Source organism: Streptomyces sp. NBC_00597, from assembly GCF_041431095.1.
GTDB lineage: Bacteria > Actinomycetota > Actinomycetes > Streptomycetales > Streptomycetaceae > Streptomyces.
The window spans coordinates 2,544,952-2,570,808 of record NZ_CP107757.1; the positions used below are offsets into that span (position 1 = coordinate 2,544,952).

23 protein-coding genes and 7 tRNA genes are annotated in these 25,857 nt (G+C 74.0%); 11 read left to right on the plus strand and 19 right to left on the minus strand.

Annotation, left to right across the window (positions count from 1 at the left end; translation table 11 throughout):
• Positions 1-12: 12 nt before the first annotated feature.
• The 3 genes from thrS to OG974_RS11200 form a co-directional block, all read right to left on the minus strand.
• Positions 13-1,989 (minus strand): threonine--tRNA ligase, encoded by a 1,977-nt coding sequence (gene thrS / locus OG974_RS11190; protein WP_371646333.1) that lies wholly within the window; start codon positions 1,987-1,989, stop codon positions 13-15.
• Positions 1,990-2,111: 122 nt separating this feature from the next.
• Positions 2,112-3,356 carry a hypothetical protein gene (locus tag OG974_RS11195; RefSeq protein ID WP_327282549.1) on the minus strand — a complete coding sequence of 415 codons (1,245 nt, stop codon included), beginning with the start codon at positions 3,354-3,356 and terminating at the stop codon, positions 2,112-2,114.
• The gene (locus tag OG974_RS11200) at positions 3,356-3,946 is read right to left on the minus strand and encodes a DUF4365 domain-containing protein (RefSeq protein ID WP_327282550.1); all 591 of its coding nucleotides are present in this window, start codon (positions 3,944-3,946) and stop codon (positions 3,356-3,358) included. Before OG974_RS11200 ends, OG974_RS11195 begins: the two co-directional genes overlap by 1 nt.
• A 221-nt stretch (positions 3,947-4,167) precedes the next feature.
• Between OG974_RS11200 and OG974_RS11205 the strand changes: the two genes are divergently transcribed.
• Positions 4,168-4,893 (plus strand): 3'-5' exonuclease, encoded by a 726-nt coding sequence (locus OG974_RS11205; protein ID WP_327282551.1) that lies wholly within the window; start codon positions 4,168-4,170, stop codon positions 4,891-4,893.
• A gap of 61 nt (positions 4,894-4,954) precedes the next feature.
• On the opposite strand, the gene OG974_RS11210 is transcribed toward OG974_RS11205, so the two are convergent.
• Positions 4,955-5,026, minus strand: a tRNA-Val gene (locus OG974_RS11210).
• Positions 5,027-5,065: 39 nt separating this feature from the next.
• On the minus strand, positions 5,066-5,554 hold the full coding sequence (locus tag OG974_RS11215) for an SRPBCC family protein (protein WP_329313035.1): 489 nt from the start codon (positions 5,552-5,554) through the stop codon (positions 5,066-5,068).
• Positions 5,555-5,716: 162 nt separating this feature from the next.
• Between OG974_RS11215 and OG974_RS11220 the strand changes: the two genes are divergently transcribed.
• Positions 5,717-8,080, plus strand: a complete 2,364-nt coding sequence (locus OG974_RS11220; RefSeq protein ID WP_371646336.1) for an SCO7613 C-terminal domain-containing membrane protein — start codon at positions 5,717-5,719, stop codon at positions 8,078-8,080.
• 65 nt (positions 8,081-8,145) lie between these two features.
• Here the strand turns inward: OG974_RS11220 and OG974_RS11225 are convergent.
• Positions 8,146-8,217: transfer RNA gene (locus OG974_RS11225), tRNA-Val, on the minus strand.
• A gap of 46 nt (positions 8,218-8,263) precedes the next feature.
• Positions 8,264-8,722, minus strand: coding sequence for a TIGR02611 family protein (locus OG974_RS11230; RefSeq protein ID WP_327282553.1), 459 nt, complete (start codon positions 8,720-8,722; stop codon positions 8,264-8,266).
• 177 nt (positions 8,723-8,899) lie between these two features.
• Here OG974_RS11230 and OG974_RS11235 point away from each other — a divergent pair, with 177 nt between their 5' ends.
• Positions 8,900-9,313, plus strand: a complete 414-nt coding sequence (locus tag OG974_RS11235; RefSeq protein ID WP_030011909.1) for an SsgA family sporulation/cell division regulator — start codon at positions 8,900-8,902, stop codon at positions 9,311-9,313.
• 266 nt (positions 9,314-9,579) lie between these two features.
• Entirely contained in the window at positions 9,580-10,200 is a 621-nt protein-coding gene (locus tag OG974_RS11240; RefSeq protein ID WP_327282554.1) for a CGNR zinc finger domain-containing protein, read from the plus strand.
• Here OG974_RS11240 and OG974_RS11245 read toward each other — a convergent pair.
• Positions 10,141-10,320, minus strand: coding sequence for a hypothetical protein (locus OG974_RS11245; protein ID WP_082410120.1), 180 nt, complete (start codon positions 10,318-10,320; stop codon positions 10,141-10,143). The genes OG974_RS11240 and OG974_RS11245 overlap by 60 nt on opposite strands.
• Positions 10,321-10,429: 109 nt before the next feature.
• Positions 10,430-10,879: a hypothetical protein gene (locus OG974_RS11250; RefSeq protein ID WP_327282555.1), complete on the minus strand. Its 450-nt coding sequence runs from the start codon at positions 10,877-10,879 to the stop codon at positions 10,430-10,432.
• 183 nt (positions 10,880-11,062) lie between these two features.
• Between OG974_RS11250 and OG974_RS11255 the strand changes: the two genes are divergently transcribed.
• Complete coding sequence (locus tag OG974_RS11255) at positions 11,063-11,566, plus strand: DsbA family protein (protein WP_327282556.1); 504 nt, start codon at positions 11,063-11,065, stop codon at positions 11,564-11,566.
• Here the strand turns inward: OG974_RS11255 and OG974_RS11260 are convergent.
• The 3 genes from OG974_RS11260 to OG974_RS11270 form a co-directional block, all read right to left on the minus strand.
• Entirely contained in the window at positions 11,563-12,387 is an 825-nt protein-coding gene (locus OG974_RS11260) for a GNAT family N-acetyltransferase (protein ID WP_327282557.1), read from the minus strand. The genes OG974_RS11255 and OG974_RS11260 overlap by 4 nt on opposite strands.
• A gap of 109 nt (positions 12,388-12,496) precedes the next feature.
• Positions 12,497-13,318, minus strand: coding sequence for an aminodeoxychorismate lyase (locus tag OG974_RS11265; RefSeq protein WP_327282559.1), 822 nt, complete (start codon positions 13,316-13,318; stop codon positions 12,497-12,499).
• A 16-nt stretch (positions 13,319-13,334) separates the two neighbouring features.
• Complete coding sequence (locus tag OG974_RS11270) at positions 13,335-14,390, minus strand: chorismate-binding protein (RefSeq protein ID WP_327282560.1); 1,056 nt, start codon at positions 14,388-14,390, stop codon at positions 13,335-13,337.
• A 169-nt stretch (positions 14,391-14,559) separates the two neighbouring features.
• On the opposite strand from OG974_RS11270, the gene OG974_RS11275 reads away from it, so the two are divergent.
• The 5 genes from OG974_RS11275 (at position 14,560) to OG974_RS11295 (ending at position 15,024) form a co-directional block, all read left to right on the plus strand.
• Positions 14,560-14,632 (plus strand) — tRNA-Gly (locus OG974_RS11275).
• A gap of 39 nt (positions 14,633-14,671) precedes the next feature.
• Positions 14,672-14,745 (plus strand) — tRNA-Cys (locus OG974_RS11280).
• Position 14,746: 1 nt separating this feature from the next.
• Positions 14,747-14,818, plus strand: a tRNA-Val gene (locus tag OG974_RS11285).
• A 19-nt stretch (positions 14,819-14,837) separates the two neighbouring features.
• Positions 14,838-14,909, plus strand: a tRNA-Val gene (locus OG974_RS11290).
• A gap of 40 nt (positions 14,910-14,949) precedes the next feature.
• Positions 14,950-15,024 (plus strand) — tRNA-Val (locus tag OG974_RS11295).
• Between the two features lie 100 nt (positions 15,025-15,124).
• Here OG974_RS11295 and OG974_RS11300 read toward each other — a convergent pair.
• From OG974_RS11300 to OG974_RS11310, 3 genes are all read right to left on the minus strand, one after another.
• The gene (locus tag OG974_RS11300; protein WP_327282561.1) at positions 15,125-15,427 is read right to left on the minus strand and encodes a zf-TFIIB domain-containing protein; all 303 of its coding nucleotides are present in this window, start codon (positions 15,425-15,427) and stop codon (positions 15,125-15,127) included.
• A gap of 65 nt (positions 15,428-15,492) precedes the next feature.
• Entirely contained in the window at positions 15,493-16,593 is a 1,101-nt protein-coding gene (locus OG974_RS11305) for a phosphotransferase (protein WP_327282562.1), read from the minus strand.
• 197 nt (positions 16,594-16,790) lie between these two features.
• On the minus strand, positions 16,791-16,976 hold the full coding sequence (locus OG974_RS11310; protein ID WP_030157329.1) for a hypothetical protein: 186 nt from the start codon (positions 16,974-16,976) through the stop codon (positions 16,791-16,793).
• A 558-nt stretch (positions 16,977-17,534) separates the two neighbouring features.
• On the opposite strand from OG974_RS11310, the gene OG974_RS11315 reads away from it, so the two are divergent.
• Positions 17,535-18,785 (plus strand): serine/threonine-protein kinase, encoded by a 1,251-nt coding sequence (locus tag OG974_RS11315; RefSeq protein WP_327282563.1) that lies wholly within the window; start codon positions 17,535-17,537, stop codon positions 18,783-18,785.
• Here the strand turns inward: OG974_RS11315 and OG974_RS11320 are convergent.
• The 4 genes from OG974_RS11320 to cbiE all read right to left on the minus strand — a co-directional run bounded on the left by OG974_RS11320 (position 18,782) and on the right by cbiE (position 25,830).
• Positions 18,782-19,627: an RNA methyltransferase gene (locus OG974_RS11320; RefSeq protein ID WP_327282564.1), complete on the minus strand. Its 846-nt coding sequence runs from the start codon at positions 19,625-19,627 to the stop codon at positions 18,782-18,784. The genes OG974_RS11315 and OG974_RS11320 overlap by 4 nt on opposite strands.
• Positions 19,628-19,685: 58 nt before the next feature.
• The gene (gene cobA, locus OG974_RS11325; RefSeq protein ID WP_327282565.1) at positions 19,686-20,903 is read right to left on the minus strand and encodes a uroporphyrinogen-III C-methyltransferase; all 1,218 of its coding nucleotides are present in this window, start codon (positions 20,901-20,903) and stop codon (positions 19,686-19,688) included.
• 157 nt (positions 20,904-21,060) lie between these two features.
• On the minus strand, positions 21,061-24,321 hold the full coding sequence (gene cobT, locus OG974_RS11330; protein WP_371646342.1) for a nicotinate-nucleotide--dimethylbenzimidazole phosphoribosyltransferase: 3,261 nt from the start codon (positions 24,319-24,321) through the stop codon (positions 21,061-21,063).
• 288 nt (positions 24,322-24,609) lie between these two features.
• Positions 24,610-25,830, minus strand: a complete 1,221-nt coding sequence (cbiE, locus tag OG974_RS11335; RefSeq protein WP_327282567.1) for a precorrin-6y C5,15-methyltransferase (decarboxylating) subunit CbiE — start codon at positions 25,828-25,830, stop codon at positions 24,610-24,612.
• Positions 25,831-25,857: the final 27 nt, after the last annotated feature.

Below are 25,857 nucleotides of genomic sequence, written 5' to 3' on the forward strand. Positions count from 1 at the left end.
CCGCTACGCCGGTCAGACCTGGACGCGGTCCTCGACGACCTTGGCCAGCTTGGCCAGGGCCTCGTCCTTGGCGATGCCGTTCTCCTGCGAACCGTCGCGGTAGCGGAAGGAGACGGTGCCCGCGGCCATGTCCTCGTCACCGACGATGATCATGAAGGGGACCTTGAGCTTCTGGTGGTTGCGGATCTTCTTCTGCATCCGGTCGGAAGAGGCGTCCACCTCGACGCGCAGGCCCTTCTTCTTCGCCGCGGCGGCGAACTCCTGGAGGTACTCCACGTGCCCGTCGCCGATCGGGATGCCGACCGCCTGGACCGGGGCCAGCCACGGCGGCATGGCGCCCGCGTAGTGCTCCAGCAGTACGGCGAAGAACCGCTCGATCGAGCCGAACAGTGCGCGGTGGATCATGACCGGGCGCTGGCGGGTGCCGTCCGGCGCGGTGTACTCCAGGTTGAAGCGCTCCGGCAGGTTGAAGTCCAGCTGGACGGTCGACATCTGCCAGGTGCGGCCGATGGCGTCGCGCGCCTGCACGGAGATCTTCGGGCCGTAGAAGGCCGCGCCGCCCGGGTCGGGGGTCAGCGGGAGGCCCTGCTTCTCGGCGACCTGCTGGAGGACCGCGGTGGCCTCCTCCCAGACCTCGTCCGAGCCGACGAACTTCTCGGGGTCCTTGGTGGACAGCTCCAGGTAGAAGTCGGTCAGACCGTAGTCGCGCAGCAGGTTCAGCACGAAGGTGAGGGTGCGGTCGAGCTCCTCGGCCATCTGCTCACGGGTGCAGTAGATGTGCGCGTCGTCCTGGGTGAACCCGCGGGCGCGGGTCAGGCCGTGCACGACGCCCGACTTCTCGTACCGGTACACGGTGCCGAACTCGAACAGGCGCAGCGGCAGCTCACGGTAGGAGCGCCCGCGCGCGTCGAAGATCAGGTTGTGCATCGGGCAGTTCATGGGCTTGAGGTAGTAGTCGGTACCACCGTCCAGCTGCATGGGGGGGTACATGCCCTCCGCGTACCAGTCCAGGTGGCCGCTCTTCTCGAAGAGGGCGCCCTTGGTGGCGTGCGGGGAGTAGACGAACTCGTAGCCCTCTTCCTCGTGCCGGCGGCGCGAGTAGTCCTCCATGGTGCGGCGGATGATGCCGCCGCGCGGGTGGAAGACGGCCAGGCCGGAGCCGATCTCGTCCGGGATGGAGAAGAGGTCCAGCTCGTTGCCGAGCTTGCGGTGGTCGCGCTTCTCGGCCTCGGCGAGGAAGTCGAGGTGGGCCTTCAGCTCTTCCTTCGACGGCCACGCGGTGCCGTAGATGCGCTGGAGCATGGGGTTCTTCTCGCTGCCGCGCCAGTAGGCGGCCGCGTTGCGCATCAGCTTGAACGCCGGGATGTTGCGGGTGGTGGGCAGGTGGGGACCGCGGCAGAGGTCCTTCCAGCACAGCTCGCCGGTCTTGGCGTCCAGGTTGTCGTAGATGGTCAGCTCGCCGCCGCCCACCTCGACGTTCGCGCCGTCGTCGGTCGACGCCGCCCCCTTGATGCCGATGAGCTCCAGCTTGTACGGCTCGTCGGCGAGCTCCTCGCGGGCGGCCTCGTCGGTGACGACGCGGCGGGCGAACTTCTGCCCGCGCTTCTGGATCTCCTGCATCTTCTTCTCGACGGCCTTCAGGTCCTCCGGGGTGAAGGGCCGGGCCACGTCGAAGTCGTAGTAGAAGCCGTCCCGGACCGGCGGGCCGATGCCGAGCTTGGCCTCGGGGAAGAGCTCCTGCACGGCCTGCGCCATGACGTGCGCGGTCGAGTGCCGCAGGATGTTCAGGCCGTCCTCGGAGGAGATCTCCACCGGCTCGACGGTCTCGCCGTCCTTCACCTCGTACGAGAGGTCCTTCAACTCGCCCGCGACGCGCGCGGCGACGATGGTGCGCTCGCTGGCGAAGAGCTCGGCCGCCGTAGTGCCCGTGGCCACCACGCGCTCGTCCCGCTCGGAATCGCGTTGGATGATCACACGGACGTCTGACACCGGTCTCTCCTGACTGAAGGGATGCGCGAGCGAACGCTGCGCGACCTGAATCGTACCGAGCCGAGTGGCCCCGCCGCGAAACGGTTACGGCTCGCCCTCCCCGCCGGACCGGCCCGGCCCCGTCAATCGTCCGTCGGAAGGACGTCCGTCGGGTCGAGGGCCTCGTCCAGCGACTTCATCAGGCGGTCCCGCTCGACCTCGTCCAGCGGGACCGGGGTCACATCGGTGGCGTCGGTCAGCCGGCGGAAGCCGCCCCGGCGCTGGAGCCGCCCGCTCACCCGGATCGGCACCCCCACCAGATGCGCGTGCCCCGCAACCCGGTACGCCTCCTCGTCCAGGACCGCCCGTACGTACGGGATCTCCGCCCCGGCGAGGACCCGCAGCCGGATCGTGCCCCCGCCGCCCGGGGCCGAGCGCCGCATCCGCACCACCGCGCCGGCCAGCCGCACGGCCACGGCCGGTTCGTCCCGGGTGTAGCGCGCCGCCGCCTCGCGGAGCACGGGCAGGTCCCCCGGCGAGAACTCGACCGGTTCCGGCCGGGCCGCGCACCCCGCCGGAACCCCGGCCGTAGGGGCCCAGGCCAGGGCGATGCGCACTCCCTCGGAGCCGCGGACCAGTGCGATCAGGGCGTCCGCGAGCTCCCGGCTGACCCCGGCCTCGATCGCCGCGTCGAACGCTTCCATGCCGCCGGTGGCCCGCCGGTAGTCCACGGCCTCCCGCGCGGCGTGCAGGGCGTGGTGCAGCCGGGTCACGGTCCCCCGCCCGCCGTCCACCGGGACGTACGCGGTGAGCCTGCGCCCGCCGGGGGCCGGCCCGACCAGGACCCCGTCCAGGGCGCGCTCGGCCCGTCCTCGGTACCGGGCGCCGTAGTACCCGGCCCTGGCCCGGTCGGCGAGGGCCCCGGCCAGCATGAGCTGGCGGGCGGCCGAGCGGAGCTGCTCCTGTACGGTCCAGGCCGCCGCGCCGTGGGGTCCGTACGGGCCCTCGGGGCCTTCCGGGATCCGCCGGTCCCAGCGGATCTCGTCGCTGGGCACGCTCAGTCCGTACAGCACCTCCCGCGCGGACGGCAGCGCGCTGCGCGAGAGCGCGGTCAGCGCCTCCTCCAGCAGGTCGCAGCTGTCGGGGAAGGCCCGGCTCTCCGGGACGAGCAGGCTGGTGCCCGCGCCGGCCGCCGCGTGGGGGGTCGGCGGCGTCCAGCGCCCGTACCGCCCCGCGGCCCCGCCCCTGCGCTGCCAGCCGTGCCGGCGCAGCAGGGCGCCCAGCACGGCCGGGTCGACGTGTGCGGGATCGGGGGTCCCCGAGTCGGAGAAGTCCCCGTACTCGGACGGGGACGTCAGCGGTTCGAGGTTCGGTGAGTGCCATTGCATCAGGGTGTCCCTCCCGACCCGACCCGGGTCATGATCTCGCACAGCGCCCGGTCGTCGAAGATCCGCGTCGTCGGGATCCGTACGGTGGTCCGGCGCCGGCCGGTCACGGGGTGCCCGGCGAGGTTGGTCCAGTAGCAGCAGTGCCGCAGGTCGAGCCGGTCGTGGCCGGCGGCGAGCCACTGGTCACGGTCCCGCGGGACGAGCATCACGACGAGGATCTTGTGGACGGCGACAGGTGTGCGGGCCAGCTTCACCAGGTGCTCGTTGTCGAGGGTGAAGGCGAAGGTGGGCCCCGCCGGTCTGGGCGGTATCTGGTAGGTCGCCTTCAGCTGCACCTTGATGGTGACCTCGTCGTCGACGGCGTGCTCGGGCGCGCCGTGGTTGACCTGCCAGTCGATGCCGTTGTCCGGAAAGGGCTGGGAGAGCGAGCAGCCGGCCGCGGCGGCGACTGCGTGCAGGTATCCCACCTGGAGGGTCTCCATGCAGGCGGTGGTGGCGAGCGTGCCGCGCAGCGGTCCGGTCCGCGGCTCGATCCGCGGCTCGGTCCGCCCTTGCAGCATCCCGCCCGGTTCGGGCTGCGCGAGCGCCATGGCCGGCTCCCCATGCCTTCCGGGCTCTGCCGAATGAGGGTGGATTGGGTGATGACCGGTCATGTGTGCGGTCCCCCAGGGAAGTTGTCTCCGTACCAGGGGGGCCGCAAACGGCGTACGGCGCAAACAGGCCGGGTATCACCGATTCGGGCAGGGGGCACGTTCCGAGGCGGTGGCGCCCGGGGGCGCCCCATCTGCCGATCGGGGACGAGGAGTTCGCCATGACGCGCTGGTACGAGGGGCCACTGGCCGCATTCGACACGGAGACGACCGGGGTGGACGTGGAGCAGGACCGGATCGTGTCCGCCGCTCTCATCGTGCAGGAGTGTGCGGGCGGCCGCGTCCGCTCCACCCGCTGGCTGGTCAATCCCGGCATCCCGGTGCCCCCGGGCGCCACGGAAGTGCACGGGCTGACCGACGACCACCTCCAGCGCAACGGGCGCTGGCCGGCGCCGGTCGTGGAGGAGATAGCCCGTGCGCTCGGGGAGCAGCAGGTGGCGGGCCGGCCGGTGGTGGTGATGAACGCGCCGTTCGACCTGACGCTGCTGGACCGGGAGTTGCGCCGGCACCGGGCGTCCACGCTGGCGCGCTATCTGGACAACCGGCCGCTGACGGTGCTGGATCCGCGGGTGCTGGACAAGCACCTGGACCGGTACCGCAAGGGCCGCCGGACGCTGACGGACCTGTGCGCGCACTACGGGATAGAGCTGGAGGGCGCGCATGACGCCGCGGCGGACGCGCTGGCTTCGCTGGAGGTCGTACGGGCGGTGGGGCGCCGGTTCGCGGCGCGGCTGGAGCGGCTGACCCCGGCGGAGCTGCACACGCTCCAGACCGTGTGGCACGCGGCGCAGGCGCGCGGTCTGCAGGCGTGGTTCGCGCGGCAGGGGACGCCGGAGGCGGTGGATCCGCACTGGCCGCTACGGCCGGAGCTGGGGGCGGCGGCGTAGCGCAACGGGCCCCGGACGTGCGGAAGGCCGGCCCGTCGTGAGACGGACCGGCCTGACCCGGTGGGCGATACTGGGATCGAACCAGTGACCCCTTCGGTGTGAACGAAGTGCTCTCCCGCTGAGCTAATCGCCCGGGAACGGGTTGAACAATACAAGAGGCACGGGGTCTGGTTCAAACCGCTTCCGGCCGGGCCGCCAGCCGGGCCGCGAGAGCGTGCCGGCCGGCACGCATCATGAGGGCGTGGTTGAGCCGGAACGCTGGCCGCGCGGGCACGGCGAGGCGCCGCAGCAGGGGGCTGCACACTTCGACCTCCTGCTCGTACAAGACCCGCGTCCCGCGCCCGCCGGCTCCCCGGCGGGCCCGTACGGTCCACCGCGCCCAGCCCTCGACGTCGCCGTGCAGGGCTGCCTCCAGGAGGCCGCGACGGGGATCGCGGAGCAGTTCGGTGGCGGTCATGCGGAGCTCGTACGGGAGGACGGAGCGGATGTGCAGGGTGCCACTGTGCCCGTCGATCTGCTCGACGGCGCGGACCTGGGGCCACCAGCGGGGGTAGTCGCCGGTCCGCTCCAGTGCGCAGTAGACGCGCGCGGGCGGGGCGTCGAGGTCCCACACGCTGCGGAAGCGGTAGCGGTTCCAGCGGTCCAGACGGCTGTGGTCCATGGCTCCAGTCTGGACCGGCAGCCCATCGTGCGGTGCCCGCTCCCCCACAACCACCCTCCCGTGGACGCCCGGGCACACCCGGGCGCATCCGTGCGTACTCAGGTCGGATCTGAGTACGCACGCCCATGTCCTGACGGCGTGACGGGCACCACACTCCGGAACATGGCACCTCCACCACCCGTCCCGCCCCTCCCGCCCGACCGCGAGCTGGCGCTCATCGACCGGGAACTGGCTCAACTCGACGCCCGACGCCTGTACTTGCTGGCGCGGCGGGACTGGCTGCTGCGGCTGCCGGCGCCGCACGCCTGGGGTCCCGTCACGTCGGCTCCCAGCGCTCCCGCCCGCGCGAAGGAGGCTTCGGCCCCGGGTGCGCAGAACGTGCTGCTGACGCTGGGCGCGGTGCTGCTCGCGGTGGCCGCGCTAGCGTTCACGCTGGTCAGCTGGGGGTCCCTGGGGATCGCCGGGCGCGGCGCGGTGCTGGCCGTGGTGACGGCGGCCGCTCTGGGCGCTCCGGCGGTACTGCTGCGCCGCGGGCTGCGGTCGACGGCCGAGTCGGTGGCGGCGGTGGCGCTGCTGCTGACGGTGCTGGACGCGTACGCGGTGTACGCGGTCACCGCGACGGGGGTCGACGCCACCGCGTACGCGGCGGGTGCGGCGGCCGTGCTGGCGGCACTGTGGGCGGGGTACGCCCGCGTGCTGCCGGGGCTGGTGGTCCCGCTGCCGGCGGCGGTGCTGACGGCGCAGCTTCCGCTGCCGCTGGCGGCGGTGGCCTCGGGGGCGGGTCCGGTGGGGGTCGGCTGGGCGGTGCTGGCGACGGCGGCGCTGGACGCGTCGCTCGTGCTGCTGGTGCCCGGGGTCCGCGCGCGGGTGTCGGCGTCCGCACCGGCGGCGGTGAGCGCGGCCGTCCTGGCGTCGGGGGCGCTCCTGACGGGTCTGGCGCAGATGGTGTCGGCCGGTTCGGCGGCCGCCGCGGCCGGTCCGGCACTGCTGGTGGCGGGCTGTGCGGCGCTGGGCGTCGCAGTGGCCTGGCGGGAGCCTTCGGCGACGGCTGCCGCTGTCGTCGGTGGCCTCGCCGGGGTGGCGGCCCTCGGCGGCCCGGCCCGGCCCGAGCTGTCGCGGGACTGGACCGTGGTGGCGGTCCTGCTGCTCGCGCTGCCGCTGCTGGCGGCGGTACGGGCGACCGCGCTCCCGGTGGCGGTCCGCCGCGGTCTGGCACGGGCCGGGGCGGGGGTGGCCGCACTGGCGTCGCTGTCGGCACTGGCGGCCGCGCTCGGCTCGCTGGGGCTGCGGGTCGGAGTGCTGGGTGAGGTGTGGGCGGCGACGCCCCCGCCCCGCGAGACGGACGGGGCGGGTCCGGCGGCGATGGTGACGCTGTTGGTCGCGGCGGGGGCCGCCGGGTGGCTGGCCCGGGTGCTGCCGCGGCCGGAGCCGGGGGTGATCGCGGTGGTGCTCGGCTGGGCGGGGCTGTTCTCGGCGCCGCTCGTGTGCGGGCTGCCGGTGGCGGCAGTGCTTGCGGCCCAGCTGGTGGCGACGGCGGCGGCCGGGGTGTGTGCGCTGGGCATCGGCCGCGGCCCGAGGTACGCGGCCGCGGTGTGCGCCACGGTGGGGGCACTGAACGTGTCGGTGGCCGCGCTGGACGGTCGTACGGCCACGTTCGTGGTGTTCGCCCTGCTGGGTGCGGGCTGCGCGGCGGGTGCGGCGCACAAGGGCGGCGCGCTGCCCGTGCGGGCCGGCGCGGCAGCGCTGGCCGTCGTGTACGCGGCGGGCGTGGCGGCGGCCCTGGGGGCGCTGTGGGGGCTCGCGGTGTCCTGGTGGGCCCTGCCGCTCCTGGCGGTCCCGGCGGCGGTGGCGACGGCCGGGCCGCGCCTGGGACGGGTGCGGCTGTCGACGGAGGTCGCGGCGGCCGTGGTCGGCGCGGTGGCGCTGCTCCTCGCGGCCCGGGAGCCGGCACTGGCGGCGCTGGTGTGCGCGCTGGCCGGGGTGGTCTGCGCGGGCGCGGCGGTACGGGCGGAGCGGCGCGGGCTCGGCTGGGCGGCCGGCGTCCTGTTCGTGGCGGCGACGTGGATCCGGCTGTCGGCCTCGGGGGTGCAGGTGCCGGAGGCGTACACGCTGCCGGTGACGGCGGCGGCGCTCGCGGTGGGCTTCCTGCGCCGCCGCCGGGACGCGCGGGCCTCGTCCTGGGCCGCGTACGGGCCGGGGCTGGGCGCGACGCTGCTGCCGAGCCTGATCGCGGCCTGGGGCGACGCGCACTGGCTGCGGCCGCTGCTGCTGGGGCTGGCGGCGCTGGCGGTGACCCTGCTGGGCGCGCACCGCAGGCTCCAGGCGCCGCTGCTGCTCGGCGGCGCCGCCCTGGCGGCGGTGGCCGTGCACGAGCTGGCCCCGTACGTGGTCCAGGTCGTCGACGCGCTGCCGCGCTGGCTGCCGCCGGCACTGGCGGGACTGCTGCTCCTGGTGGTGGGGGCGACGTACGAGAAGCGGCTGCGGGACGCGCGGCGGCTGCGGGCGGCCCTCGGCCGGCTCGGCTGACGGCCGGGGAGGCACGAAATGCCAAGGGCCCGGAGACGGTGAAGTCTCCGGGCCCTTGGTCCGGGTGGGCGATACTGGGTTCGAACCAGTGACCCCTTCGGTGTGAACGAAGTGCTCTCCCACTGAGCTAATCGCCCGGACGCACCGCAAACATTACCCCATGTCAGCGGTGGTTCCGGACCATCACTGGTCCTTGAGGTCCCAGGGCATCGTCAGGCCGTACTTCCACAGGTAGAAGCCGATCAGCGCGCCGGCGATCACGAGCCCGACGCTGGTCAGGATGATGTTGCGGCGGCGGACCTTCGGGTCCAGCGCCTTCTGCGCCGCCTCCGTGACCTTCCGCTTGGTCCAGCGCAGCGCGAGCGACGCCCAGGCGAACTCCGTGGCCCAGATCGCCAGGCCCGCGAAGATCGCGACCCAGCCGGGGCCGGGCAGGACGAGCATGGCTACGCCGGCGCCGATGACGGCGAGGCCGACGACGAAGACGCCGACCTGCCAGCTCAGGTGCAGGGTGCGGCGCGACTTGATGAAGGCGGGAGCCTTCGATACGTGCGGCGCTGCTTCCGTGGTGTGCTCGGTCGTGCCGTCGGCTGCGGACTCTGCTGCGGACTCTTGGGTCCCGCGGTCACTCCCCGTATTCATGACCCCGAATCTACCGGAGCCGGAAGCACACGTGAATGGTGGTTTGGATCCGCCGTTGGAGGGACCCAGAGGTCCGCAAAACGGTCAGAGGGGTTTACAACGGCACCGTAGGTGGCATGTCGATTTCGCCGACGTGCGAATCCCCGAGCGCACACTGAGCGAAAGGCCCTGGCGCTTATGAACACCACGGTCAGCTGCGAGCTGCACCTGCGCCTCGTTGTGTCGAGCGAGTCCTCACTGCCTGTTCCGGCGGGCCTGCGGTATGACACGGCCGATCCCTACGCCGTGCACGCCACCTTCCACACCGGCGCCGAGGAGACGGTCGAGTGGGTTTTCGCCCGAGACCTCCTCGCTGAGGGCCTCCACCGGCCCACCGGAACCGGAGACGTCCGCGTCTGGCCGTCCCGCAGCCACGGTCAGGGCGTCGTCTGCATCGCCCTGAGCTCACCGGAGGGAGAAGCACTGCTCGAAGCACCCGCCCGCGCACTCGAATCGTTCCTCAAGCGGACGGACGCCGCGGTTCCACCCGGGACCGAACACCGGCACTTCGACCTCGACAAGGAGCTCTCCCACATCCTGGCCGAAAGCTGAACCAGGCTCGCAGGGAGCACCTCCCGGCATGCGCCGGGAGCCACTGTGCACCGTCCGACTCGGGGCGACGGTGCCGGCTGGACGAAAACCCACATAAGGCAGTGCCGGCGCTGTTCTCGCGGAAGCCGTCCGCGAGGGCGGCGCCGGTGTGCGTGACGCAGTCGCCGCCGGGGCACCTCCCGGTGCCGCCCGGGGGCGGCTAGAGTCGGCCCCCAGCGGCGGCACTGGCCCGTCGCCGCAGGCCCGGCCCCCAGGGAGCGACCCTCGTGCAGATTCCCCACGACACCCGTCGCGCGCTCGACGTCGTCGTCGCGCTGGTGAACACCACGGCGGAGGCGGAGCAGCCCGACGGACTGGCCGACATCGGCTCGCTGCGCGAATTCGTACGCGAGTACGAGATCAGCGACGTGGGCGACCTAGGCGCCCGCGACCTCGCCGGGGTGCGCACCGTCCGCGGCAAGTTCGCCCAGGTCTTCGGTGCGCCCAACCCGCGGACCGCGGCCGGGCTGATCAACGAGCTGGTGGCGACCGCCGGCACCACCCCGCAGCTGACCGACCACGACGGCTACGACTGGCACGTGCACTACTTCGCGCCGGGCGCCTCGCTGGGCGACCACCTCGCGGCCGACGGCGGCATGGCTCTGGCCTTCATCGTGGTCTCCGGCGAACAGGAGCGGCTGCGCCGCTGCGAGGCCCCCGACTGCCGGCGGGCCTTCGTGGACCTGTCCCGCAACCGCTCGCGCCGCTACTGCGACAGCCGGACCTGCGGGAACCGGCTGCACGTGGCGGCGTACCGGGCCCGGCGCAAGGAGGCCGACGCGGGATCGTCAGAGCAGGAACAGGTCGTGCACGGCGGCCAGCAGCAGCAGGGTGCCGATCACCCCTAGGAAGATCATCAAGGGCGGTTGCGAGAGCGCGAAGAGGCAGCCTCTCGGCTCCTCGGCAACGGGGGCGGGGTCCGGGGCCGGCGCGCGAACCGGCGGCTCACCCTGCGATGTGTCGAGCATGTCCGGGCGATGATGGCGCAGTGCGCCCGCATCGGGTCCTCAACACGCCAGGGTTCGCGCGGGAGTTCACCCCTTCTTGTCAGGCTCGCGGCGATAGTGCGCCCCGACCTCAGATGCCGTGCTTCTTCAAAATCGCTTCGATGTCGGAGAAGTCATCCGTAGGAGTGGCGGGGGCTGCGCCCGGGCGGGAGGCCGGCTGCGGACGCTCACCCTGGCCCAGCGAGGGGGCGGACGCGGCCGGGGCCACGGCCTCCTGTCGCCGGCTCCCCTTCGCCGCCTTCTCGGGCTCCTCCCCCGCACCCAGGCCGCGGCGCTCGACGGCCCGCGTGGTCATGAACAGCACCCAGGACAGCCCGAGCAGGCCGAAGCCCGCCCACACGGTCGGGTTGAACACGATCCCGGACACCCACTCCACGAGGCCCGTCATCACCAGGGCGACCGGCACCAGCGAGTACGCCGCGATGCGCGTGGCAGCGAGGAAACGCCTGCGGTACGCGGTCACCGCGGCGATCCCCAGGCCCGCCACGGACACCGCGGAACATATGGTCTCGGCAAGCATGCGGTCCTCCAGGGATGGGCACTGCGTCCCTTCCATCCTGCACCGGGCGGCGCCGTACGGGCCATGTCGGCAGCGGATCCGGCACCGATCTCCGGGAGATCTCGGGGTCGCCCCTCCTCCTCAGGGGGGTGGGTCGGGGGGTGCGTTTCGGTGGCGGCGCCCGGCGGCTGGGACACTGGCCACATGACCGATTCCGTGATCCTCGACGTCTGGTGCGAACTCCAGTGCCCGGACTGCCACCGCGCCCTGGACGACGTACGCGCCCTGCGGGCCCGCTACGGCGACCGCCTGGACATCCGGCTGCGCCACTTCCCCCTGGACAAGCACAAGCACGCCTTCGCGGCGGCGCAGGCGGCCGAGGAGGCCGCGGAGCAGGGCCGGGCGTGGCCGTACGTGGAGGCCGTCCTCGCCCGCACCGCGGAGCTCGGCGAGCGCGGGGAGGCCGTACTCCTGGACGTGGCACGTGAACTCGGCCTCGACGTCGAGGAGCTCGACACCGCCATGATCGACGGCCGGCACATCCTGATCGTCGACGCCGACCAGGCCGAGGGCAAGGCCATCGGCGTCACCGGCACCCCGACGTACGTGATCGACGGCGAACGTCTCGACGGCGGCAAGAGCCAGGAGGGCCTGCGCGCCCGCATCGAGGAGATCGCGGACCGCCTGCTCGCCGCCGACAACGGCTAGAGGAGGTCCTTGGCGTAGTTGACGTCGGTCGTCCGGTAGCCGAGGGATTCGTACAACCGCAGAGCCGGGGTGTTGCCTGCGAAGACGTGGAGCCCGAGGACGCGGTGTCCGCCGGCGAGGGCCGCCCGTTCGGCGAGCAGCATCAGGTCCCGTCCGTACCCCCGGCCGCGGTGCTCCTCGGCGACCGCGACGTCGAAGACGTACGCGCCCTCCCCGGAAGGCGCCACCCAGACGTGGCCGACGGGCGCGCCCCCCACCTCCAGGACGCACAGGGTGGCGCCCTCGGTGGCCAGGCCGTGCGGCAGCTGGCGCTCGTGGTCGGCCACCGACTTGGCCCGCGCCGCTTCCTCGGACAGGCCGCGGCTGGTCCAGTCCGCCGCGTAGCCGTCGATCGCCTCGACGATCCAGACCTCGTACTCGGCCTCCGTCATGGGCCGGCCGACGACCCCTTCGCGGAGCTCGGGCGGCTCCGCGGGGAGGTCCTTGGCCATGTTGCGGCTGTACTCGGTGTACCCGAGCGCCTGCGCCATCCGCAGTCCGCCCGCCGACGCGGCGGGTACGGAGGCCCGGACGCGGCGGCAGCCCCAACCGCGCAGCACCTCCTCGGCGGCGAGCGCCCCGACCGTGGCGCGGCCGCGCCGCCGGTCGGGCTCGTCGACGGCGAGGTCGCGGATCTCGCCGACGGTCGGCCCGAAGGGCGTGTCGCAGGCGACCAGCAGCGCACCGACGCGCCTGCTGTTGACCCGGATCTCGTACGGGCGCGACCGCGCGCCCCCGGTGCTCTGCTGAAGCGGCCCGCTCGGCCGCAGGGTGGTGGTCATCAAATCGAGTTCTACCCGCCCTGCGGCCACCTGCGACAGCCAATAAACGGGCGGTTCGGGCGCAGCCGGCGCCCCGGTCCCGCCCGTCCCACGCCTCACGCCCGGCGCCTCACGGGTCCAGGTCGTCGCCTGCGCGCGCGTCGAAGATCCGCATCGCCTCGGCCGTGACCGGCCCCGGCGCGGCCGCCGTCGTGCGCCCGTCGACCCGGTGGACGGCCTGCACGTCGCGGAGCGTGGAGGTCAGGAAGATCTCCTCGGCCTGCGCCAGCACCTCGAAGGGCAGGTCGGTCTCCTTGGCCCCGGCCCACTCCACGACGAGGGCCCGGGTGATTCCGGCGAGGCAGCCCGAGGCGACGGGCGGGGTGTGCAGCTCTCCGTCGAGGACGACGAAGACGTTGGAGCCGGTGCCCTCGCACAGCCGCCCGACGGTGTTGGCGAACAGGGCCTCGGAGGCCCCTTCCCGGGCCGCGGCGGCCAGCGCGACGACGTTCTCTGCGTACGAGGTGGTCTTCAGTCCGGCCACGGCGGAGCGCTCGTTGCGGACCCAGGGCACGGTGATCACGGCGGTCGTGTCCGGGCGGCGGGTGGTCTCGCCGACGGCCACGACCAGGGTGGGGCCGTTGTCCCCGCGGTCGGAGCCGAGCGGGGAGATGCCGCCCGTGTACGTGATGCGCAGCCGGCCGAGCGGCATCGGATGGGCCTCCAGGACGGCCGCGCAGGCCCGGCGCACCTCGTCCTGGTCGGGGTCGGGCAGTCCGAGGCCGCGGGCCGAGCGGGTCAGCCGGTCCAGGTGGCGGGTGAGCGCGAAGGCCGTACCGCGCTCCGCCTTCAGTGTCTCGAACACGCCGTCGCCCACGGTCAGTCCGTGGTCGAACACGGACACCCGTGCGCCGTCGGCGTCCCGCAGCGCTCCGTCGAGCCAGATCCTCACCGTACGATCCCTCCGCTCACCCAGGGGTGCCGGTCACCTCGTGGGCTCCCGACGCTACCCGGAGCAGGCGGGCGGCCTTCAGTTCGGTCTCGGCCCATTCGCGTTCGGGGTCGGAGCCCCAGGTGATGCCGGCGCCGGTACCGAAGAGCAGGCGCGGACCGCTCGGGAACTGGCGGTCGATCCAGAAGGTGCGGATGCCGACGGCGAGCTCGGCGGTGCCGCGGTCGGCGTCGACCCAGCCGATGCCCCCGCAGTAGGGGCCGCGGGGGGCGGTCTCCAGCGCCTCGATGATCCGCAGGGCGGAGGACTTGGGCGCGCCGGTGACGGAGCCCGGCGGGAACGTCGCGGCGAGCAGCTCGGGCCAACCCGCACCGTCGGCGAGTTCGCCGGTCACGGTGGAGACGAGGTGGACCAGGCCCGGGTGCTCCTCGACGGCGCACAGCTCGGGGACGGCGACCGAGCCGGTGGCGCAGACCCGGCCGAGGTCGTTGCGTACGAGGTCCACGATCATCACGTTCTCGGCGTGGTCCTTGGGCAGGAGGTCGGCGGCGGTGCGACCGGTGCCCTTGATGGGGCCGGACTCCACGTGGCGGCCGGCCCGGCGCAGGTACAGCTCGGGGGACGCGGTGGCGATCTCGACGCCGTGAGCCGGGAGGCGAATCGTTCCTGCAAACGGGGCCGGGTTGCCGCGCGCGAGCAGCGCCGTGAGGGCGTCCACGTCGGCGCGGTCCGGGTCGGGCAACGGCGCGGACATCACGCGGCACAGGTTGGCCTGGTAGACCTCGCCGGCCGCGATGTACTCGCGGATCCGGCGTACGCCGGACGTGTAGGCGGCGCGGTCCAGTGAGGAGGACCACTGGTCGGCGGCGGGCCCGCGCCAGGCTCCGGGGACGGGCGCCGGGACGGGGTCGGGGCGTACGTCACCGAAGCGGGCGCAGACCAGCTGCCCCTCGAAGTCTGCGGACACCGCCCAGAAGCCCGCCGAGTCGAGGGCGCAGGGGTCGCTGGTGACGTCCCGGAGGTCGGTCGCGAGGAGGCCGCCGAAGCGGGCCAGGGGGAGCAGGTCGTGCACGGCTGCGAGTCTAAGACCGGTGACGCCGCGGCGCCGGTGGGGTGACCGGTGGTGATCGAGCGGCAGCACGCTGCGGAAACGCGTTTTTGAGCTGGCCCGGGAATCCGCTAGAGTTCAACACGTCGCCAGGGAGCGAAGGGGAAAAACCCCGGAGCGAACACGGTGACCTGCGGACGTAGCTCAGTTGGTAGAGCACCACCTTGCCAAGGTGGATGTCGCGAGTTCGAGTCTCGTCGTCCGCTCGAAGTGGGGGATCTTCCCGAGAACCCCTGCAGCTCCATGGTGGAGTGGCCGAGAGGCGAGGCAACGGCCTGCAAAGCCGTCTACACGGGTTCAAATCCCGTCTCCACCTCCAAGGACGATTAGCTCAGCGGGAGAGCGCTTCCCTGACACGGAAGAGGTCACTGGTTCAATCCCAGTATCGTCCACTGGTCCGCAAGGACCCCCGCGCGATTAGCTCAGCGGGAGAGCGCTTCCCTGACACGGAAGAGGTCACTGGTTCAATCCCAGTATCGCGCACGCAGTACACGCACCACCTGCGGTTTCGTACCGCGGTCCCGCGCGATTAGCTCAGCGGGAGAGCGCTTCCCTGACACGGAAGAGGTCACTGGTTCAATCCCAGTATCGCGCACCACCCGGAAGCCCCGGCCGTTTCGACGGCCGGGGCTTCTGCGTTGGGGTTCCTGCGCTGCCGGGAGCGGGTGGGGCCCCGGCGAACGGGGCCCCGGGGCGCCTCAGGAGGAGAAGAGCATCCGGGCGAAGCCGCCCTTGTGGTGGCCGTGGTGGCCGTGGCTGCCGTGGTGCGGGGCGCCCCAGGCGGGCGCGGGGGCGGCGTGCTGGACCGGGTAGGGGGCCGGGGGCGCTGCCGGCGGCGGGACCTGGCCGTACTGGCCGGCGGTGTACTGGGACTCCATGCGGGTCAGCGCCTCCAGCTCGCCGTAGTCGAGGAAGATCCCGCGACAGCCGCTGCACTGCTCGATCTGGACACCGTTGCGGTTGTAGGTGTGCATCATCGCGTGACACTTCGGACACTGCATGACCGGATCAACTCCTCGCCGTCTGCTTCGACACCGGATGCATGCCCGGTGGCGTGAAGCTCACCCTACGACGGACCCTTCTCCTCCAAGTCGGGCGGGAGGGAGGCAATTCGGGCACAGGATTCCACCATCAGTCGTTCCACATCGTCGAGTCGGCGGTGGTTTTCTGCCGATTTGGCAAGGGCGAGGGCGGCGGTCTGCACGGTGAGTGCCCGGGCCACGAGGTCCAGTTCCGGCCAGGGGTCGGAGCCGGGCGGCCCGGCCGCGGGGCCGCCGGCGGCACGGTAGGAGTCGAGGAAGGTGACCCAGGCACTGGTGTCGAGCAGGCCCGCGGCGTACCAGGCGGCCGGCCGGGCCAGGTCCCAGGCAGGAGTGCCGATGCCGAGGTCGTCGACGTCGATGAGCCGCCAACCCCCGTCGGGGCCGGGCCCCCGGACCAACTGCCCGAGGTGCAGGTCCCCGTGGCACAGCGCCCCGCCCCGGGGCGCCGGAGCCTCCCCCCGCACCCAGGCGGGCAGGGTCCGCGCCGCGGCCCGGACGAGGTCACCGGCGGGGCGGCCCTCGGCGGGGCCGGGCACGAGGGCGGGCCCGCTGCGCGCCCCGGAGGTGCTCCGGACCCCGGCGGCCCCGGCGGTGACCGCTGCGACGCCGGTGGCCGAGGGACCCCCGGCAGGGGCCGCGGGAGCGGCCGTCCGGGCCGCCGGACCGCCCGCCCGGCCCCAAGCCGTCGCCCGGTCCAGGCGGCGCAGGGCCCGGGCCAGCTTGGCCGGGCCGCGCATCGGCGGGACCGGGCCGGGCAGCCGGTGCACGGGCACCTGGTGCAGGGCCGCCAGCAGCCGCCCCGCCGCCTCCCAGGGGGCGTCCCCCGGGCGCTCGGGGTCGACCGGGGCCCCGTACGGCCAGAGGGACACGGGGCGGCCCGCGAGGAAGCCGACCTCGGGGTGCAGCGGGGCCAGCAGCACGCCGGCCAGCGCCTGGTCCGCGGCGATCCTCATCCGTACGGCGAGGCCTTCGCGGTCGCTGTCCCCGGCGTGCGCCTTGGCGACCACGTCGCCGCAGCGCACGACGGTCCCGTCCTCCCGTTCGGCGAGCAGCTCGTACGGGGTGCCGTGCTCCCCCGCGCCGGCGTACGCCGCGAGGGCGGCGGGCAGTGGCTCCTGGTTCATCGCGGCTCCGCTGCTCCCGTCACTGGCGTCTCTGGAGCAGGTTACGCACCCGCGGGCATGAAAAAGGGTGCTGCCCGTCCGACTCCCCAGTCGTACGGGCAGCACCCTTCTCCTGCCGTCCGTCGCGCCCCCGTCCCCACGGGGTTCGACAGGCCGATGTCCCGGCCCGGGCCGCTCTCCCGGACCTGGGGCGCCGCTCAGCGCCCCAGCATCACGCCCACGGACGACGCCTGTGCCGCCACCTGGTCGAATCCTCCGAAGAGGAAGAGCAGGAGGGCGGCCAGGGGGAGCACCATGGCCGCGGCCACCAGTGGATGGCGGGTGCCGGACTCATGGCCGTTGAACGCGAATGCCTTGCGTCCGTGCCGCGTGATGTCCGCCATGACCCTCTCCCTGTCGGTTGGCAGCGGCGGGCTCGTGACCTCGGGGGACGAGTGCGCCACCCGCCGCTTGTCTTCAACACTAGGTGCGTGGAAGGCCCCTGGCGTCCTGCCCTCGTACCGCTTGGCAGGCCTCCGGGAGGATGACGGGGCCACCCCGCGCGTACTCCCCTGGGTGGAGACCGCTCCCCCGCCCTGGGGGTCTTCCCGGAGGGGATGACCGGAGGGTAGTGACTTCGCTCACTTCCGTCACTCCCCGCGCATGCGTGTCTGCCGACGGGGTACGCACAAGATCCACCCTGCGCGGCCGCCCGGCGCACGCACCCGCGGCCGGCGCGCGCCCGGCGCACCACCCTTACCGGCGCCCCAATCCCCTTGGGGCGAGGGCCGTTTGGGCGTACCGGCAAGTGCCTTGCGGACAGGGGTCCGTGCGGGTGAGGAACCCTCAAGTGGGCCGTGCCGCACTGACGATCGAATCTTCCGGCGAGGGCGCGGCCTCTGAGCGCTCGTGGCGGATCGTCCGTAAGCTGTGGCACGTCAACAGGACGACCGGTCAGCGGGGTGGACATGGCGATGATGCGGCTCCGGCGCGAGGACCCGCGTGTCGTCGGCTCGTTCAGGCTGCACCGGCGGCTCGGCGCCGGCGGCATGGGCGTGGTCTACCTGGGATCGGACCGGCGCGGACAGCGTGTCGCGCTCAAGGTGATCCGGCCGGATCTGGCCGAGGACCAGGAGTTCCGCTCGCGCTTCGCGCGCGAGGTGTCCGCCGCCCGGCGGATCCGCGGCGGGTGCACCGCGCGCCTGGTGGCCGCGGACCTGGAGGCGGAGCGGCCGTGGTTCGCCACGCAGTACGTGCCCGGCCCGTCGCTGCACGACAAGGTGGCCGAGGAAGGCCCCCTCACGGCCGCGCAGATCGCCGCGATCGGGGCCGCGCTCTCCGAAGGACTGGTCGCCGTGCACGAGGCGGGGGTCGTCCATCGCGATCTCAAGCCCTCGAACATTCTTCTGTCCCCCAAGGGCCCGCGGATCATCGACTTCGGGATCGCCTGGGCCACCGGTGCGAGCACCCTCACCCATGTGGGCACGGCCGTCGGCTCCCCCGGCTTCCTCGCTCCCGAGCAGGTGCGCGGCGCCGCGGTCACCCCGGCCACCGACGTGTTCGCGCTGGGCGCCACCCTGGCCTACGCGGCGACCGCCGACTCGCCCTTCGGGCACGGCAGTTCAGAGGTCATGCTGTACCGGGTGGTGCACGAGGAACCGCATCTGGTCGGGGTTCCGGACGCGCTCGCGCCCCTCGTACAGGCCTGCCTGGCCAAGGATCCCGAGGAGCGGCCCAGCACGCTCCAGCTGTCGATGCGGCTCAAGGAGATCGCGGCCCGCGAGGCGCAGGGGCTGTCCGACGGCCGCCCGCCGGCCCAGCGGGCGCGGACCGAGCGGCCCACCGGGCGGCTGGCGGAGCGGGCCGATGCGTACGCCGACCAGCGCACGGAGCGCCGTACGGGCGGCACGCCCGCGCCCCAGGCACCGGACCAGGGTCACGGACAGGGCGGGCCCGGGCACGGCAGCCAGGGCGGTGCGGGCAAGGGCCCGCACAGCGGTCCGCACGCGCGGCCCTCGTCCTCGCGGAACCCGGGCGGCCCGTCCTCCCGGCCGACGGCGGGGCGTACGGGCGGCCGCCCGGCCCCCCGTACGACGGGAGCGGGGCGGCGCCCCGCACGGCCGGACCCCCGGCTGATGCGGCAGCGCCTGATCGTGTTCGTCGTGGTGACGCTGATCGTCGCGCTGGGCATCGCCGCCGCCCAGAAGCTCTAGATCTCCGGCGGGGCCGGGAGCGGGCTCTGGGGCGGGCGGGTGGCGTAGAAGGCCACCGCCGAGGCCGCGGCCACGTTCAGCGAGTCGATCCCCTCCGCCATCGGGATCCGCACCCACTCGTCGGCGGCCCTCAGCGCGTACGTGGACAGTCCGTGCCCCTCGGAGCCGAGCATGATCGCGGAGCGTTCGAAGCGCTCCGGCGGGACCTGGTCCAGCGGCGTGGCCTTCTCGCTCGGCGTCATCGCCAGGATCCGGTAGCCCGCCTCGCGGACCTTCTCCAGGTCGGCGGGCCACTGGTCCAGGCGTGCGTACGGGACCGAGAAGACGGACCCCATCGAGACCTTGATCGCACGCCGGTAGAGCGGGTCCGCGCAGTCCGGGGAGAGCAGTATCGCGCTGATGCCGAGGGCGGCGGCGCTGCGGAACGCGGCGCCGAGGTTGGCGTGGTCGACGAATCCCTCGAAGACGGCGATCCGGTGGCCCGTCCCCTCCGCCGCGAGTAGTTCGTCGGCCGCCGGCAGCGGCTTGCGCTGCATGGAGGCGAGGGCGCCGCGGTGCACGTGGTAGCCGGTGACGCGTTCGGCGAGCTCCGGGGTGACGGCGTAGACCGGGGCCGGGAGCTCGTCGATGACGTCGCGCATGACGTCGACCCACTTGGCGGAGAGCAGCATCGAGCGCATCTCGTACCCGGTGTCCTTGGCGCGTCTGATGACCTTCTCGCCCTCGGCGATGAAGAGGCCTTCCTCGGGCTCGCGCCGGCGCCGGAGTTCGACGTCGGTCAGGCCCGTGTAGTCGCGCAGGCGCGGGTCGTCGGGGTCTTCGACGGTGATGAGATCAGCCACAGGGTGATACTGCCTTGTCCGGGGTGTGGTGCCAACGGCCGTGCCGGGCACGGGTGTTTCAGGCGGCAGGGGTGCCGACGTTGACGACCTCGCCGATGACGATGACCGCGGGCGGACGGATCTCCTGCGCCCGTACGGTCTCGCCGACGGTGGCGAGGGTGGCGTCCACGCGGCGCTGGGTGGCGGTGGTGCCCTCCTGGACCACCGCGACCGGGGTGTCCGCGGAGCGGCCGTGCCGGACCAGGGCCTCGGCGATCAGGCCGATCTTGTCGACGCCCATCAGGACCACCAGGGTGCCGGTGAGCTTGGCGAGGGAGGCCCAGTCCACCAGGGAACGCGGGTCGTCGGGACCGACGTGCCCGCTGACCACGGTGAACTCGTGCGCCACGCCGCGGTGGGTGACCGGGATGCCGGCGGCGCTCGGCACCGAGATGGAGCTGGAGATGCCGGGCACGACGGTGCAGGCGATGCCCGCCTCGGCGAGGGCCTGGAGCTCCTCCATGCCACGGCCGAAGACGTACGGGTCGCCGCCCTTGAGGCGGACGACGGCCTTGCCGGCCTTCGCGTGCTCGATCAGGGCGTTGTTGATGGCCTCCTGGGCCATGTAGCGGCCGTACGGGATCTTCGCGGCGTCGATGACCTCGACGTGCGGCGGGAGTTCGTCGAGCAGGTCGCGCGGGCCGAGCCGGTCCGCGATGACCACGTCGGCCTCGGCGAGGAGACGGCGCCCGCGGACGGTGATCAGGTCGGGGTCGCCGGGGCCGCCGCCGACGAGGGCCACGCCGGGCGTGTGCGGGCGGGCGCCGGTCAGGGAGCCGTCCCGCAGCCCCTCGATGACGGCGTCGCGCACGGCGGCGGAACGGCGCGGGTCGTTGCCGCTCAGGACGGCGACGGTCACGCCCTCGACGCGGCCGGTGGCCGGCGTCCACGCGGTGGCAGCCTCGGCGTCGTCGGCGCGCACGCACCAGACCCGGCGGGCCTCGGCCTCGGCGGACGCGGCGTCGTTGGCGGCCCGGTCCCGGGTCGCGATCAGCGCGTACCAGGCACCGTCCAGGTCGCCGTCCTGGTAGCGGCGGCGCTCCCAGCGGATCTCGCCCGTCTCGGCCATGGCGTCCACGGAGGGCGTCGCGGAGGGGGAGATCAACAGGACGTCGGCGCCGGCCGCGACGAGCGCGGGCAGCCGACGCTGGGCGACCTGACCGCCGCCGATGACGACGACGCGGCGGCCGGCGAGGCGGAGTCCTACGGGGTAGGCGGGGTGTGCCGGGTGTGCCATGGCGGTTGGGCTCCTGTGCGGCGGGTCCTTGCCGCTGCTGCGCTGGAGCGGCTTGTCTGCTACTGACGTGCGGTTTCGCTGTCCGGGTCAACGATACGACCCGGTGGGGGGCGGGGTCCCGCAGAGCGGCGGCTGCCTCCGTCCCCCCGTCTCCGGGTTACTTCTCCGTGACGCCGGCGGAGTCGAAGGTGGCCACCTCGTGCATAGCGCGGGCCGCGCTCTGGACCAGCGGGAGGGCCAGCAGGGCGCCCGTTCCCTCGCCGAGGCGCAGGTCCAGGTCCACCAGCGGGCGCAGGCCGAGCTTGTTCAGGGCGGCCACGTGCCCCGGCTCCGCACTGCGGTGGCCCGCGATGCACGCCGACAGCGATTCGGGGGCGATGGCCCGGGCGACCAGGGCCGCCGCGCCCGCGCTGACGCCGTCCAGGATGACCGGTGTGCGGAGCGAGGCCCCGGCCAGCAGGAGGCCGACGATCGCCGCGTGCTCCAGGCCGCCGATGGCCGCGAGGACGCCGATCGGGTCCGCCGGATCCGGCTGGTGCAGCTCCAGCGCGCGCCGTACGACATCGACCTTGCGGGCGTGCGTCTCGTCGTTGATGCCGGTGCCGCGGCCGGTGACCTCCGCCGGGTCGACTCCGGTGAAGACCGAGATGAGGGCCGCCGAGACGGTCGTGTTGGCGATGCCCATCTCGCCGGTGAGCAGCGCCTTGTTGCCGGCCGCGACCAGGTCGCGGGCCGTCTCGATGCCCACCTCGATGGCGGCGACGACCTCTTCGCGGGTCATCGCCGGGCCGGTGGAGAGGTCGGCCGTACCGGGGCGGACCTTGCGCGGGAGCAGGCCCGGCGTGGCCGGGAGCTCGCCCGCGACGCCGACGTCGATGACGCAGACCTCGGCGCCCACCTGGTTGGCGAACGCGTTGCAGACCGCGCCGCCGCCCAGGAAGTTGGCCACCATCTGCGTGGTGACCTCCTGGGGCCACGGGGTGACGCCCTGGGCGTGGACCCCGTGGTCGCCCGCGAAGATCGCGACCGCGGCCGGCTCCGGGATCGGCGGCGGGCAGACCCGGGAGAGGCCGGACAGCTGTGCGGAGATGATTTCGAGCATGCCCAGCGCCCCGGCGGGCTTGGTCATGCGCTTCTGGCGCTCCCACGCCTCGCCCAGCGCCTTCGCGTCGAGCGGGCGGATGCTGGCGACCGTCTCCGAGAGCAGGTCGTGCGGCGCCTCGCCGGGCAGCGCGCGGCGCCCGTACGTCTCCTCGTGGACGACCCAGGCCAGCGGGCGGCGCTGCGACCAGCCGGCCTGCGCCAGTTCGGGCTCCTCCGGGAACTCGTCGACGTAGCCGACGCACAGGTACGCGACGACTTCGAGGTGTTCCGGCAGGCCGAGCTCGCGGACCATCTCGCGCTCGTCGAAGAAGCTGACCCAGCCGACGCCGAGGCCCTCGGCGCGCGCGGCGAGCCAGAGGTTCTCGACGGCGAGGGCCGAGGAGTACGGGGCCATCTGCGGCTGGGTGTGGCGGCCGAGGGTGTGGCGGCCGCCGCGGGTGGGGTCGGCGGTGACGACGATGTTCACCGGGGTGTCGAGGATGGCCTCGATCTTGAGTTCCTTGAACTGCTTCGCCCGGCCCTTGGGCAGGGACTTCGCATAGGCCTCGCGCTGGCGCTGGGCGAGCTCGTGCATCGTCCGGCGGGTCTCGGCCGAGCGGATGACGACGAAGTCCCAGGGCTGGGAGTGGCCCACGCTGGGCGCGTGGTGCGCGGCCTCCAGGACGCGGAGCAGCACCTCGTGCGGGATCGGGTCGGTGCGGAAGCCGTTGCGGATGTCGCGGCGCTCGCGCATGACGCGCAGGACGGCCTCGCGCTCGGCGTCGGCGTACGCGGGGGCCGCCTCGCCCGCGGAGGGCTCCGGGGCGGGTTCGGGGGCGGCCTCGGGCTCGGGAGCGGCCTGCGGGGCGGTCTCGGGAGCCGCCTCGGGAGCCTGCTCGGCCACCGTTTCGGCCGCCTGTTCGGCTGCCGCTGCCGCGGCGGGTTCGGGCTCCGGCTCCGGCTCGGCCACCGGCAGGGCCGTGGGAGCGGGTTCGGCAGCGACCTCGGGCTGCACCGCCACGGCTTCGACGACGGGTTCCGCCACGGCTTCCGGGGCGACCGGGCCCTCGGCAGCGGCCGGCTCCGCGGCGACGGGCCCGGCGGCTGTGACGGCGGCTGCTTCGACGACCTCGGGGGTCGCGGGGGCCTGGGCCACCGTTTCCGCGGGCAGGGCCTCCGGCTGCGGCTGCGGCTCGGGGGCCGGAACCTCCGCTACCGGAGCCTGCACGACGGGCGCGGGGGCCGCCACGGGCGCTTCGGCCACCAGCGCCTCGACCGGCGCGGCCTCGGCCACGACGGGCTGCGGCTCGACGACGGCGACGGGCTCGGGCTCCGCCGCGGCGACCTGCTCGGGCTCCGCGACCGGTACCGCGACCGGCTCCGCGACCGGTACCGCGACCGGCTCTGGGGCGGGCTGCGGGGCGGGCTCCGGCTGCGGGGGCTCCGGGGCGGCGGGGGCTTCCACGGCCACGGGCACCCCGGGCGCCGCCACCGGCGCCCCGGCGGCTGCCACGGGCTCGGGGACCGCGGCCGGCACCGGCTCCGCCGGCCACGGCGCACCGGCCTGCGGCGGGATCTCGCCGGGCTGCGGGGCGGCCGGCACGGCGACGGCTTCGGGGCGCGGGACGTCCAGGTACTCGGGGCCGAGGGTCGGCGGTCCGGCCACCTGGACCGGGACCGGTGCCACGGCGACGGGCGCCACCGGGGCCGCCGGGGCCACGGGCGCGCTCACCGCGGCGGCGACGGGCACGGCGGGCGCGACCGGAGCGGCGGCCGGACCCCGGTCGGCGAGGGAACGTACGACGCCGCCGGTGGCCTCGGGCACCGGCGGGCCCATGTGCAGCGGCCGGCGGGCGGGCGCGGCCGGGGCGACGGGCGCGGCCGGCGCCGCCTGGGCGGCCGCCGGCGGGACCACGAGGCCGCCGAGGTCGAGCGCGCCGGAGTCGCGGCCGCCGGCCTCGTGCGCGCCGGCGCTGTACGAGGCGTCGGCGTAGGAGGGGTCGGGGAAGCCGGGGTAGGCGGGCTCCGCGTAGGCGGCGGGTGCCTCGGAGTACTCGACGTAGGGCGCGTCGCCGTAGGAGGTTTCGACGGGGAAGACCGGCGCCTGCGGGACGACCTGCGGGTCGCTCCACGCGCCCTGGCCGCTCGGCATCAGCAGCAGTTCCTCGTCGTCCTGCTCGGCCGGGTTGTCCACGAGGTCCTGGAAGGCGTAGCCGCCCTGGACGGGCGTGGGGACGGGGCCCGGGTGTTGGACCGGAGCGGGAATGCCCTGCTGATCCACCATGCCCGCGTCGTCCGGGAGACCCTCGCCCGGTACCTGGCCGGTGTCAGTCATGCGTACCCCTCGCCCATCGGTTTTGCCTCTTCGATCGCCCGGCCCCCCACGAGGCCGCCGGGCGGCTTTGCCGTGCGGGCTGCCGTGCGACGCGTCCGTCTCCCGCACGCCCTGCGCGACAACCAGTAAGCATTGTCGCGCCCGTTCGCCACCATGGCGGCCATTACCGCGACGGTCCGTTGTGGACTGCGCCACGTCGCGCGTCTCGCGGTGCCGTCACCCCAGGTCAAACCGGGGCAGTACGGCCAGGTCAGTACGACGATCGGCCAGCCTACCCCGGCCTCCGCGCTAGCGGTTCACGGGGCGTTCGGCTGCCAGGAGGAACACGACGGAACGGTCCTGTTCACCCCACGTACGGGTGTCCAGGCCCACGGACTGGAGGAGCGCGCACTCGACGGTGTAGCCGCCCTCGGCGAGCGCACGGCCGATGGCCTCCGCCTCGTCGCGGGTGGAGGCGTGGCTGACGATACGTTCGGGGCGGCGGTCGGCGACGGCCGCGACGACCTCGGCTCCCCCGCCGCCGACGCGGACGACGTCGGGTTCGGGGAGGTCCTCCAGTACGTGCGGTGCGCGGCCGGCGACGACCTGGAGCTGTACGCCCCGCTGGCGGGCGGCGGCGGTGGCGCGCTCGCAGGCGCGCGGGTCGGCGTCGACGGCGATGACGGCGGCGCCGAACGCGGCGGCTTCCACGGCGAGGGCGCCGGATCCGGTGCCGATGTCCCAGACGAGGTCGCCGGTGCGCGGGCCGAGCCGGGCCAGCTGGGCGGCACGCAGCTGCGCCGACTCCCCTTCCCCACCGTCGGGCAGGGTGCGGGCCCAGCCGCGGGGACCGCTCTGGGCGGGGCTCTGGCCGAGGAGCCATGCCGGTTCGGCGGCCGCGGAGGAGGTGGCGGAGGCGACGGACGCCTGTCCGCCGATGACGATGACGACGTTGGGGTCGCGCCAGCTGTGGTCGGCGGCCCGGTCGGAGGTGAGGACGGTCACCTGTTCCTTGGCGGTGCCGAGCGCCTCGCAGATGACGAAGGTGCGGTGGACCCCGCCGAGCAGCAGGGCGAGTTCGGCGGGGCCGGCGCCCGGCGAGGTGAGGACGGCGACCTTGGCGTGGGCGCGGCAGACGTTGACGGCGCGGCGCAGGGTGCGGGGGTGGGCGACGACGACCTGGGCGTCGTCCCAGGGCATGCCGGCGCGGGCGAAGGCGGCGGCCACGGAGGACACGGCGGGGACGACCTCGACCTCCAGGCCGTGCTCGGGAGCCCGCAGGGTGCGCACGGCGCCGAAGAAGCCGGGGTCGCCGTCGGCGAAGACGACGGCGGTGCCGCGGTGGCCGGCGATGCGGCGGGCGGCGAGGCCGAGGCTGCCCAGGCGGATGCGTTCGGCGGTGGGCGGGACCTCGGGGAGTGCGAGGTGGTGCGCGGCGCCGGCCACGAGGGTGGCGGCGGAGAGCGCGGACCGGGCTGCCGCGGTCAGGGGCGAGCCGTCCCAGCCGATCACCGTGACCCGGTCGGCCATCGTCGTCAGTCTCCTGGGGTGGGGGCG